General features: G+C 58.3%; 11 protein-coding genes and 1 pseudogene. 3 read left to right on the forward strand and 9 right to left on the reverse strand.

The features are described from left to right. Window positions 1-272 precede the first annotated feature (272 nt). Window positions 273-398, forward strand: coding sequence for a hypothetical protein (locus ABIB90_RS26640; RefSeq protein WP_283806973.1), 126 nt, complete (start codon window positions 273-275; stop codon window positions 396-398). Window positions 399-601: 203 nt separating this feature from the next. On the opposite strand, the gene ABIB90_RS26645 is transcribed toward ABIB90_RS26640, so the two are convergent. Then, entirely contained in the window at window positions 602-1,108 is a 507-nt protein-coding gene (locus ABIB90_RS26645) for an SCO family protein (RefSeq protein ID WP_354201679.1), read from the reverse strand. A 108-nt stretch (window positions 1,109-1,216) separates the two neighbouring features. Further along, window positions 1,217-2,326 (reverse strand): MBL fold metallo-hydrolase, encoded by a 1,110-nt coding sequence (locus ABIB90_RS26650; protein WP_354172961.1) that lies wholly within the window; start codon window positions 2,324-2,326, stop codon window positions 1,217-1,219. A gap of 1,286 nt (window positions 2,327-3,612) precedes the next feature. Here ABIB90_RS26650 and ABIB90_RS26655 point away from each other — a divergent pair. After that, entirely contained in the window at window positions 3,613-3,813 is a 201-nt protein-coding gene (locus ABIB90_RS26655; protein WP_035992571.1) for a hypothetical protein, read from the forward strand. A 940-nt stretch (window positions 3,814-4,753) separates the two neighbouring features. On the opposite strand, the gene ABIB90_RS26660 is transcribed toward ABIB90_RS26655, so the two are convergent. After that, window positions 4,754-5,047 carry a hypothetical protein gene (locus tag ABIB90_RS26660; RefSeq protein ID WP_354201680.1) on the reverse strand — a complete coding sequence of 98 codons (294 nt, stop codon included), beginning with the start codon at window positions 5,045-5,047 and terminating at the stop codon, window positions 4,754-4,756. A 99-nt stretch (window positions 5,048-5,146) separates the two neighbouring features. Beyond that, entirely contained in the window at window positions 5,147-5,707 is a 561-nt protein-coding gene (locus tag ABIB90_RS26665; protein ID WP_354201681.1) for a hypothetical protein, read from the reverse strand. A 548-nt stretch (window positions 5,708-6,255) separates the two neighbouring features. Between ABIB90_RS26665 and ABIB90_RS26670 the strand changes: the two genes are divergently transcribed. Further along, complete coding sequence (locus ABIB90_RS26670) at window positions 6,256-6,744, forward strand: hypothetical protein (RefSeq protein WP_354201682.1); 489 nt, start codon at window positions 6,256-6,258, stop codon at window positions 6,742-6,744. A 1,033-nt stretch (window positions 6,745-7,777) separates the two neighbouring features. On the opposite strand, the pseudogene ABIB90_RS26675 reads toward ABIB90_RS26670, so the two are convergent. From ABIB90_RS26675 to ABIB90_RS26695, 5 genes and pseudogenes are all read right to left on the reverse strand, one after another. Next, window positions 7,778-8,475: pseudogene (locus ABIB90_RS26675) on the reverse strand (type 1 glutamine amidotransferase domain-containing protein). Window positions 8,476-8,611: 136 nt separating this feature from the next. Next, a complete protein-coding gene (locus ABIB90_RS26680) occupies window positions 8,612-9,418 on the reverse strand; it encodes an alpha/beta hydrolase (RefSeq protein ID WP_354201683.1) in 807 nt (268 codons plus the stop codon). Window positions 9,419-9,448: 30 nt separating this feature from the next. Continuing rightward, on the reverse strand, window positions 9,449-10,129 hold the full coding sequence (locus tag ABIB90_RS26685; protein WP_354163913.1) for an alpha/beta fold hydrolase: 681 nt from the start codon (window positions 10,127-10,129) through the stop codon (window positions 9,449-9,451). Window positions 10,130-10,378: 249 nt separating this feature from the next. After that, complete coding sequence (locus ABIB90_RS26690; RefSeq protein WP_354163911.1) at window positions 10,379-11,071, reverse strand: AraC family transcriptional regulator; 693 nt, start codon at window positions 11,069-11,071, stop codon at window positions 10,379-10,381. A gap of 595 nt (window positions 11,072-11,666) precedes the next feature. Continuing rightward, window positions 11,667-12,059, reverse strand: a complete 393-nt coding sequence (locus tag ABIB90_RS26695; RefSeq protein WP_354163909.1) for a VOC family protein — start codon at window positions 12,057-12,059, stop codon at window positions 11,667-11,669. Window positions 12,060-12,061: the final 2 nt, after the last annotated feature.

Genomic DNA, 12,061 nt, shown 5'->3' on the forward strand with positions numbered 1-12,061 from the left:
AGTGCTCGCTGCGACGATGAAGCCGAAAACCGAGGAGTCCGACGAGCTCTAACGGTTAACTGGAAAGATCAGCGCGCTGCGGCCTACCGCGTAGGGTTACTCCGAATTGGCTGCGACGGGCAGATGTCAGGCTGCGGCCTAGGGCCGGCGCTCAGGTCGACTTACAACCGCTGTCGGAGCGCAGCGGACGATGGCTAAAGGCGAACTTGTTTCGCTTCCCGGGCGCGGTGTGGTCGCGGAAGCGTGGCTGTGTGGAGCTGTCAGAGGGCGACGTGATCGCGCTGCATCTTGTTGTCGAGCGGATCACGGAAGCCGGGCTGAAGGTGCGGCTGTCGGGGCGCCTTCGCGGCTGGGACGGTGCGTCGCCTGTTTGGTCTTTGCTGGTGCGCAAGCGTTAGCGGATCGGGCCCTCCTGAAACGCACGCCGACGATGACGGCTTGGGGTCACCAGCGCCGGTTTGATGGGCGCTTTTTCACTTCCGGTCTGCCCCTTTAGCAGACCATATCTGAGCCAAACCGCACTTCGCCAACGGGCCAACAGCAGACCGAGCACAGAACGCTTTAGTGCTGCTACCGAATGAGCGGCGGGAGGTGCGCCGCGTCAATCAAGATATTTGCGCAGGATTTCGATGAGCCGATCGGGCCCCGTCTGCGGCGGCATGAAGCCGAGATATTCGCCGTTCCGCCCCATTAGATAGATGACGCCCGAGTGATCGATAGCATACTCGCCGCTGCGCTTGTCATCCACCTTCCGGTAGTAGGCCTTGTAGGAATTGGCGACCTGCCTGATCGTGTCGGAAGACCCGGTCAGCCCGATGAAGCTGGGGTAAAATGCCTTGAGGTAATTCGCAAGCACCTCGGTATCACGTTCGGGATCGATCGTGATGAAGATGGGTTGAACTCTTTCGGCTTTGGGCCCCAGCGCGTCCAGCGCCTGCGTGATTGCCATCAGGTCAGTCGGACAGACGTCGGGGCAGGAAGTGTAACCGAAATATACGATCGTCAGCTTGCCGCGAAACTCGGCGGCGCTGCGCATCTTCCCGTATTGGTCAGTCAGGGTGAACGGTCCTCCGATCGGCCCGCGGGCGAACATCAGATCGTCCATCATCTCGGCGGCCGATGGTTGCGGGTCGGCGACCGCCGTCATAGCGCCAATCATGGACGCTGCCACAACAAGCGCGCACGCCGTCAGCCTCGTCACCGCGTGTCCCGTTGATTAAATCCCGAACGTTATGCGTGTGCCCGTCGTTGTGGTCAGCACTTTGCCCGGCATCTGGCGCTGTGCTTCCTGGGTGAAGTTCAGCCCGCTGCAGTGCATCGGGATCAGCACGTCAGGATTGAGCTTTGCGATCTCGGCGACAACCTGCGTAAGATAGTCGGCCGGTGCCGGTCCGAGATGGAAGCCGCCCATGATGGCATGAACCTTGTCGATGCCGGAAACTGCCATCGCCTGCCGCACCGAATTGACGATGCCAACATGACCGCAGGACGAGATGACGATCAGGCCTTTGTCTTTCAGGTTAAAGCAGGTCGCGTGCTCATGGATATGTTCGTCGGGTACGATCTTGCCTTCCATCTCTGCCGGCAAATAGTGGCTGGTATTGCAGCCGGCACCGTCCTTGAGCTGAAATCCCACCAGACTGTTCGGAAGCACCTTCTCGATGCTGCTGCGGGTAATCCTACCAGTGGTAAAGGCCTGACCGCCGATTACGACCGGAGCTTCGCACAGTACAACCTTCACGTTTTGCTTGGCAATGTCCCGGCGATCGAGCGTGCCAAAGTCGGCAAGGTCGCCTCCGCCACCCATCTTAACGTAGCGCGGGCAGAAATTATCCTCGCCACCGGCGTACATCGTGAGGTCAGCCGGCATATCCTTGCGGTGCCGCTCCAGGAAGCCGAGCAGGCCACCCCAATGGTCAAAGTGGCCGTGGCTAATGATCAGCGCGTCGAGCTTGGAAGCATCGAGCTTCAAGAGCTCCATGTTGCCGTTGATCGCCTCCGGCGTCCAACCGAAATCAAGAAGAAAGGTTTTCCTCTCATCGCCGCGCTGCGGCTCCAGGTACAGCGACAACCCCCATTCGCTATGCAACGGCCGCTTCGGATCGGCCGGACGGCCGGGCTCGGTCCTCACTCCGCTCACATCTTTCGGCTTAAAGAAGATGTCGCTCGCGCTGTCGACGAGAACCCGGACGCTGAGCTTGTCGATGGTTGGGACCTCGATCGGGCCAGCCTTGGCTACCTCTAGACAGGAAAAGCTGCCCGCCGCGGTCGTAAGCGTCAGGCCAGCGGAAATCTTCAAAGCATCCCGTCGGCTGAAATTCATCATGAGCAATTCTCCATCGGCAATTCGCGCCCGCATAAAGTGTTGCCCTTCAATTACAGGCGCAATCGGTTGCGCTGTCAACGCTAGACGGGATCGTCGCGGCTGACGTCGGCTGTGGGTCAAAATGCGAAGAACTCAACTTGAGCAAATTTGGGCCGCCATGCCTCGCTGAGCGGACCTCAAGAGCGCCGCTACTTCGCTGACGGGCCACAAGCGCGAGTACATGGAGGGCTTCGGCTTTGTCCGGGTCGGACCAGACGACTTCGCCGATTTGGCAACTCTTGGCGTATAGCTAAATTGCTGCAATTCACGTTGTTGAAGGCCAGAAGATATCCACTCCTCCACATTCAAACGACTATCGTATTGAAGCTTCGTTCTAATTCTGGCTCGATAGTGAGTGCGCTACCGCCTACCTACGGTGCCAACCTACGGGTCATCGAAAAAACTGCCAAGACGCGCAGCATGGTGTGACAATAACGCATTTTTCTTATCCGCCTGCGACCGCGAATACCTGGAGCGATGTTGGTTCAATGCCAGCATTGGGCGACGCTGAAGGGCGATACGCTGGAGAGCGATGGGGTGTGAAAATGAAAGCTGCCCCGCCTCAGTTGGCGTAGTTGCAATGTACCGAACAACGCTCGTCGGGCCGATCAGGCTGTATGTCGAGAGAACTTCCATAATGCCTGAAGAAGTGATCAAGCTTCACTGGTTCACCGGTATCTCGCCAGAACAGTTTTTTACCGAGGCTGGCTGCCACCGCGAGGCGGTGGTGGCCGCCGATTAAAGTATGATCATCCGATGTCAGATCCTGGAAAACTTCCCGGTTCCAGCCGAAAGTGGAACCTAAGTACTTAACATGTATGAATGATCTTGCGCCGATCTTTGGCCGCATGCCGAGCAGACCAGGCACAAGCCGACACGCGACCAGGGCTGATCCTGCGCGAGCAGCCGCACGTCGACCCCGCGATCGCAAGAGCCGTTCAGGCACTGGATGCCGCAGGTCAAACGGCCGTCTGCCAGCCATTCAGCAGGACTACCGGGCGGATAATGGCCCGCCCATTTTGTGTATCGACGGGGAGCGCGCATACCGCGATCACAGCGGCATCGTCAGCACCGCGCAAATTATCGATTCCTAGTAGCTGGGACCGCGTGCGCGGCTACTGCGAGTCGTGGGTTAGACATTGCACATGAATCGAACCGGCCGGCCTGGCGGGCGGACCCGGTGGGATAGTTTGATTGCGGCAGGATAGCTGGCTTGAACCTGGGTGCCACAGGCGCATATTCGGCGGATGTTCGAGCAGCGACCAACTTTCATGGCTCGGAAAAATCCCGGACTCGGCTGGGGGGTCGATATTCTGTGGCCCGATGGCGAAACGGAAGTCATCAAGGGCTTTATTACGGAAGGCGACGCGGTCAAGTGGATTGCTGAGCATGAGCACTCTAAGCCGTGGCAGGGAAATACCAATCAAAAGCCATCCCTAGCGCCTTAGAAACCCCGCCCACCGTCTGGAAAATCGATCGACTGACAGCACACTGCCTGTGCGGCCCGGGGCCATGGGCGGACTCCCTAGACTTGACGGCGACCACGCGGCGGGAGTCTGATCGGTTGCATGGGGGCATCAGCACGACATCGACGATCTCAAGCGTCTGGAGCGCATCTGCCGGGATTTGGCGGAGGAGAGCAGGGTGCCTGGAGAGGTCGGCGCGCTGCGGAAGCTCGCTGGAAACTATGGTCGCGAGGCTGCCAAACTGACCGTAGCTCGGACCGTAGGTTACGCGCGGCGCGTGCGGAAAAAGCGATCAATATCGGCGAGGCTGACGGGACACCCCTGGTAGTTTCACCCGTTTCGCCGTTCGTAGGACATCTCGACCACCGCGGTTAGGATCAGCGGCTGCGGCGGAAGAATGACCGTTAGCGCGGCGTGATCCAATCACTTTCGTGATCGTCGCCTGTCGCGCGATTTTCGCGCTCTCGCGGCCTCGGCTTGTTTTACCCGCTCGCGCAGCTCTAGCAGTTCACGATATTGCCGTTGAAGCGGGTCGAGCCATTCAATCTTCTCGCGAGGTTTATCGCGATAGTTGGTGCTGCCGTACGATGAATACCTGATCATAATGACGCCTTTGGTTTAGGCAGTCACGAGAAATAAAATCAGAAAAAATGCTCGCGTTTATCAAAGTATTTCCGCGAAACGACAACGACGCAACAAAGGTCGCGCGTTAAGCTTGATGTCCATGCCGGAGGTTAATTCTGGAACTTTCAATTCGCCAAGAGCGCCGCAGACACGATAGGTCTCTGCAACATGACATACACCGTCACGACCCTCTGCACGATCACCGCGGTGCGGCTCCAGTAGCGCCCAAACAGCTAAGCATCAGATGGAGTCGTCCAGCGCTCCAACAGGCGCAAAGCAACGATGGCGCGAAATATCCCTAGCAAGCCGCCAATGATCTTTTCGGAGGCATCCAGCAATTTGCCATGACGATCTGCGTCAGGGTTTGCAAAAATTCGAGCGCGACTGCGCTACTCGGCACGACGCTGCATACAAATTTCAATCGCTTCCGATAGGCGGTACAAAATGCGAAGCCTAAAAACGCAAAGGCGGCGACGTGTTCGATGTCGGCCGAATTGCTCAGTTGAGGCCTATCGCCGATGGGAGACAGAGTCGCGTAACTGATGAATGCAAGAGAGGTCCAGGCCACGGCGGCAGAGAGTTTGTGCGGCATGATGGTTCCTGAAAATTCTCGTGGCCTGGAGCCTCGGAAACTGCTGGCGCATTGTGGCGAACAATTGAGCGGTTCGAGTTGATAATCACTGACGTGTGGTCAGTTCGTCGCAGCAAGAGGAGGCAGCACACTGCTCGCCGTCCTCACAAGCGTTCGACTTCCGTTCACCTCGACGAACGTAACAGTCACTTCGACCAAGCTACGCCGCTGGTCTGAAGCCTCCTGAGTCTGGATCAGCAGTACCAGATTGCCCATTCCATTATTGTCTTCGTAGCCTTGTCCATCATCCACCCCGAAGGACTTTGCGGGCGGCACGACGGGGAGATAGGAGTTTCCAATCTCAACGTAGGATATGAGAGCGTCCACGGGCTTGCCGATCTGAACTGATGAAATTCTAACCCGGTAGGGGAGCTGTGATGTAAATTCCAATCTGCCGAGCCTCATTTTCTGTGGATTGAGACTGTCAAACATCTGAAGCGTCACGTTTAGCGCTTTGGCGTCTTCGTTCTCCCAGCGGACGCCTTGGCGTCTATATGCAAGGACGGCAAACAAGAGCGAAGTCAGAGACACCGTTAAGACGATTAGGCTGAGGATCGGCCCGACAAACGGCTTGGACAGAAAATCCCTGATCATCTCGAACGCTGTTGGCCCTGTGCTCATGCTCGTGTCCCGGAAGGTCTGATTCGACCGCGTTACTGAGGATGACACGTCAAGCGAGCGCCGGGGGGGTATTGCTCGCTTGTCCGGCTTATTCACAGGGCAGACGCCGAGCCGCCCCCAAAAGAGGATGGGGGTTTCTGTAAGGTCGTGAAGGTCGTGCTCGCAGTTATCGACGGTGCACGCACGCCTGCACGTACTCCCTAATGGCGGGATCCCCCTTGCTCACACTGAGACGGCAATCAGCTTTCGGATAATGTCTAAATGAATGGTCTTCGCCACGACATCTCTCCTCGCCTTGATCTCGACGACGCCGCAGATGCTCGGGCAACTGCAAGTCGCGCGCAAGCGTTTGTCAAGGGATGGCGAGTCGCAGGGCGTCCTGGCCAGCGGTCATGATCCGATAGGTCCCGCTCTCGTTTCCGAGTTCAAGCCATCCCTTCGCAACCAACTTGACGATCGTGCGATGCCCTGTCGGAGCGAGGGCGTCCAGTTTCTAAGACGCGCGGCTTGCAACCGAAGATTCCTAGCACTCTCCGTCCAAACATGACATGGTGATCCATATTCGCGTTTCGGAGGGAAAGCCCGATGCGCCTTGCATTGCCTTATCTTGGAATTTGTCTCTGCGCGTCACTCGCGGCGTGGTTGTCCTTCACGCTGATCTATTGACCGAGCAAACCATCGCCAGGTGTCAGCAGCCGCACGTAGGTACCGCTCTCGTGCAGGTCGAGCCAGCCGCGCTCGACGGCATACTTGATGCCGGCACCGAACTCTGTGCCGCTTCTCTTGAGCGTGTAGAGGAAAGGAGCCGCTTCTATTTTTTTAGGAGCAATCCCATCTCTCGCGCCATCCGCTTCACCGATCCGGTATGCCGCCCGAGGACTGCCGCAATTTCCGACGCGGCGCGCCGACGTGCCATCGCGGCAAGCCTCTTTCGCTCGCTCTCGGTCCACTGCTTTGGCTTGGATGATTTCATTTCGAGATCATCCGGCCGGCTCGACGAAATCGGTACTGGGAAATTTCCGGGTGGCAACCCTTGACGGCTTGGTGCAGGCCGGAGTCTGATCACCGGCATGGGGCGACATCAGCACGACATCGACGATCTCGCGCGCATGGAGCGCATCTGCCTGGATTTGGCGGAGGAGAGCAGGGTGCCCAGAGAGGCCGGCGCATTGCGCGAGATGGCGGAAAACTACGGTCGAGAGGCTGCGAAACTGATCGTGGCTAGGACCGTAGATTGCCCGCGACGGGAACGAAAAAAACGAGCGATTTCAGCAAGGTTGACAAGACACCCCTTCCGCCGACAAGGGCGCCCCTCCTAACGAGAGCCAAGATCTTCAGTTCTCGACAAATTCGGGCGCTCGGCGAATATTCTAGAGGTCCGATTGCAACCTAGGTTCGCGATCGAACGGAGACTTGAAGGTAGTCCGCACGAACTGGTCGCCCGATGGCGGCGCCGGACGCAGATCCGACTTTCGGTCGGACAAAACGCGAGCTGGCGGAGAAGGCCGCTTCTGGCCAGAAAAGCGGGCCAGAAGATCAAGGACCGCGTTTTCAGCAGCAAAGACATGAAAGAAGGCATCCAGTCTTTCGTGGAGCGTCGCCCGGCGGTGTTCCGCGGAAAATAGATCCGGCTGGCCACCCCGATAGACGTCTGTTTGTGGGTCGGCGAGGTCGACAGCAGCGGCATCAAGAGAATATTCATCTTTTCTTCAAGAACGCCTTTGTCTGTGCGGACCGAGCGAGCGCCTTTCCGATCTCTGACGGTATTTGAATTTACACCGCACCAGTGCGCGCACAGCCATCTTCGCTACCCAGGGAGCGCCGATCAGTCGATTGACCCCGATAGGTACCGGAGCCACCAGCGTTACGAGCGGCTCGAATTTTTCTGTGAATTCAAGACCGAAAAATCGCAGCGGGTATGTCGTCGGGATTTGTCCGTCACACGTGGAGAATTTTGCTTACTAATCAACGACGAAGCCGCGTTCGAAATGATAGAGTGGGAGTAGGCTAGGTCCGTGAAGAAACTCGTGGGGTGGATTGGCCGCAGGCGCAATCCACCGCATTGAAGCATCATCTGTCGGCAGCTCCGAGATGCGCTCGCGGTCGTTTGAGGGCGGCGACCAGCTCTTTACCCAGCGGTCCCGCCGAGGCCGGATTCTGGCCGGTGATAAGGCGGCCATCAACGACGACGTGAGGTTGCCAGTTGGATGCAGAGGAGTACTCGGCCCCCTCCGCTCTCAGCGCGTCCTCGAGTTCGTAGGGTACGTCCTCGCGGGCGTAGTCGTACTCTTCCTTGTTCGAGAACGACGTGAGCTTCCTGCCGCGCACGAAGGGCGTGCCATCGCCGAGGTCGACGCCGAGCAGCGCGCACGGACCGTGACAAACAGCAGCCACGAGCTTTCCCGTGGTCCAGGCGCGCACGATGGCCCTCTGGACGTCCGCATTGCGTTGGATGTCGACCATCGGCCCGAGGCCGCCGGGCACCAGGATCGCGTCGTAGTCCGCGGCGTCCACCTCGGATAACTTGCGGCTGTGATTGAGTCGGCGGAAGGCCTTGCTCTCGAAAAACTCCCTCTGGGCCGGGTCTTTCTCGTCGTACGCGTCGTAGGGCGTCCATCCGCCGGCAGGGGACGCGAACTCTACCGCGATTCCCGCCTTGTCGAGCGCGTCGAAAGGAGAGCGACCTCACCGAAAAAGAAGCCGGTCCGGCGATTGTGCGGCCCGAGCACGGCTGCGTTGGTGACGATGAACAGGACATGCTGGGTCACGGTTTTTCCTTGATTGAATGGTGATACGCGCAGGGGGCGAACTCGCGGGGCGCATCGAGCCAACCGGCGAGGGCGGGTTACGCTCCGCTCGGCCGGAATCAGCGAGGCGAAAGCAACGCCGCCGGTCAAGCGCCTCCTACTCGGCGGCCTTGATGATGAGCTCGGCGACTTCCTTTGGATAGGAAAGCATTGCGATGTGGCCTGATGGCACCTTAATGGACGTCGCTTTGGCCAACTTGACCTGATCCGCCTCAAGAAGCGGCGAGATGACGGCGTCTTTTGTCGCAACCACCATGAACGACGGCTTGTCGCGCCACGCAGCATGACTGACGGGCGAAGTGAGCGTTCGAACGTGGAACGGTCCTTGTACTGCTGCGATCAGCTTCTGCTCTTCCGGCGGTAGACCGGCCGCGAAATATTTCGCAACTCCGCTATCATTAATCTTGAGATAACCGTCCTTGTCCTTGACGAACGAGCTCTGAACCGGCTGTTCGGGATATTTCTTCGCGATATCCTCGGCCGATTGACCGTTGTCGGGCGCAAAGGCGGCCACGTAGACCAGCGATTTGACCTTCGGGTCGTTGCCCGCTTCCGTAATGACGACGCCGCCCCAGGAATGGCCGACAAGCACGATTGGCCCCTCCGCATTGGCGATGGCGCGTTTGGTGGAGGCCACGTCATTTTCCAATGCATCGAGGGGATTTTGTACGGCGACGACGCTCAATCCTGCTTTTTCCAAAAGCGGAATGACTTTTTGCCATGACGAGCCGTCCGCGAACGCGCCATGCACGAGAATTGCGGTTTTTGCTTTGAGCTCCGCTGCCGCAGTCCTCACTGGCGCGATTGCGATCGCAAGCAAGCCGGTACCCAATAGGATCAGATTTCGAAGCGCCATCATGGAACTTCTCCCGTGATGAAGATTGAAGATGCGCGACCGCTTCACTTGAAGGCGAAGCAAAATACGAAGCCGAAACTACAGAGAGGCGGCCGCACTTGCGATAAAGTCCGCGACTGCATTGGGCTTCGAAAGCATGGCCACGTGCGAGCTTTCAAGCGCCAGCGTCTTTGCACCCATCCGAGCGGCAGAATCGCGCTCGACGTCGGGTGGAATAGTCTTGTCGTCTTCCGCGATGATGTACCATGAAGGCTTGGAACGCCAAGCGGCATGGCTGATCTTGTCGCTAAAGCATACGACAGCGAGCGGACCCTGCGTAGCGTAGACGATATCGGCTTCAGCGTCCGACAGGTCCTGCACGAAGTGCTTTCGTGTGCCTTCCCGCGTCAGGGCAACGTAACCCTCCCCATAGGGAGCGATCGCGCCGCCGGCCACCGGCTTATAATTCTTCCACCAGTCGTCAAAGGACTGGCCGGTGTCTGGTGCACCCGCCGCGACATAGACGAGACCCGTCACCTGGTCATGGTTACCTGCTTCCGTGATGACGGCACCACCCCACGAATGGCCCACCAGCAGGACCGGGCCTTCTTGCATCTCGATGACCCGGTGAACGGCCTTCACATCGTCGCTGAGCGAGCTAAGCGGGTTTTGAACGGCGATGGTTGTCAGCCCCTTGGCCGTCAAAAACGGAATTACCTTCGCCCAGCAAGATCCATCTGCAAACGCACCGTGGACGAGAACGACCGTACCGATTGCCATGTCAGTAATCCTTCGTCGTGCGCCCGTACATTGCTAGCCAGGTCGCGAACGTTGCTTCGCGGACGCGAAGCTGAACCAATGGTAGATTGGCGCACCAAGTTACGCATGCTCGCTGCGTGCTGCGTTTCATTCTTGGTGTGCCGAGTTGATCCCGGCGTGCTGGTTGCCCGGGGATGGGCGGGGCAGCGGGCGAGACAACGCGAACCGCGCCGGATCGCGCACGCATCGGCTACAGCTCCGCGATAGCCGCTATTTGCGAGCCCGGTTGCGGTGTTGGCCCGGTGTGAGGCCTGTCGCCCGTCGAAAGGATCGGACAAAATTCGACTCTGAGGAAAACCCGCAATCGTGGGTCACGTCGGCAATCGATCTGCCTGCAATCAGAAGCGATTTGGCCAGCTCTAAGCGTAGGTGCCCGATGAAGCGGCTGGGCGATTGTCCTGTGGTTGCTTTGAACATGCGCGAGAAATGAAAACGGCTTAACGAAGCGACCGAGGCCAGTTCGTCAACAGTGATCTCCTTCGTCAGATTTGCATTGATATACTCGATCGCGCGCTGAAGGCGCCGCGAGTCGAGCCCTTTTGACCGGTGCGAAACCTGAAGAGGATTGGCGCTTTGACTGGAATAATTATTGAGCAGCCGCACCGCGAGTGTGTCGGCCAGCGTTTCGACCAGAAGGTCGCCGCAAGACGTCTCGAACTCTAATTCGCCAAGCACCTCCGCTGCGATATGTTCGATGAGGGGATCTCTGAATCCCGCATCGTATCTCACGGAGGTTGCGCTGAAATCCTGGGGCGTGTGCTTGGCAAGGGCCGCAAACGGGCTGGGGGAGAGATAGATGTGCAGCATCTCATCGATATATTTTGATACATGGGTGAACTCTTCGCGCAATCCCACGGGGCACAACCCGATCGTACCCGGAGCACCGACAATGCGCTGTTTCATGCCTCCCGCCCGTCTTGTCACGACTGACGCTCCTCGCAAGAGCACGGCAATCTCAGTGAAGGGAGGCACATACGGTGGTATTTCCCCGGGAAAGTGACATCGGAGCTCGGCAGACATTCCGCGCCAGCGGCGCCCGGCAGATGACAGGAAAACACCGTCCACCGCATACCTTTTAGACCTATAACCGGCTACTTCCATGCCCACCGTCCATGGCCTTTCGGAAACGAACTTCACGCTGCCATCTCTCGGAATAATGGAAGAATACGGTTAGCCCGGCAACTGAGCGGCGAAAGGTCGGCGTGCGTTCCTGAAAAACCGCCCGATTGATGCCGATCCTCGCTGAAACCGAGCAAATCGCAGATCGTCGAATTCCTGTTTGGAATCAAAAGCGAAATTTCTGACGGATCGGGACTCGTCTTGCGACACGCGCCAAATAGTTTGCATTGAAATCAGCGCGTTAGCATGGTCTCGAACGAGAGAGTGGGGAGAGCGGCGCTATCGCCCGATTGGCCCTGTTGATGCCATCGGAGCAATGCTCTGCCACTCGCCAATGAGAACCGCTTTGGTGCAGACGTCCCGGCGCGGATGACGGATGTTAGGAGGGTATCTCCTGTGCGATCTCCCACATATGACCGGAGGGGTCGGAAAAGGCGGCGGTGCGGCGACCCCAGGGACGATCGATAGGGCCGTTCACCAAGTCTACGCCGCTTTGCCGGAGCCTCTCACAGGCCTCATCGACATCGCCGACTCGAATGGTCATGAGCATGCGAGGTCCGGCGCTCGAAGCAGCCGGCACCACCGGCTGCACGAGCTGCAGTGCCTCCGTCTCCTGTAGCAAATTGACCATGACGCCACCGAGCCCGATCACGCTGCATACGGCGTCGGAATAAATCGGCTTGGCGTCGAACACGGCCTCGTAGAATGCCCTCGCGCGCGCAAGGTCGTCAACGAAGAGGGTCACGCACTCCAGATTGTTCAAGCGTTTCATTC

The sequence above is a fragment of the Bradyrhizobium sp. JR4.1 genome (assembly GCF_040548605.1).
GTDB lineage: Bacteria > Pseudomonadota > Alphaproteobacteria > Rhizobiales > Xanthobacteraceae > Bradyrhizobium > Bradyrhizobium canariense.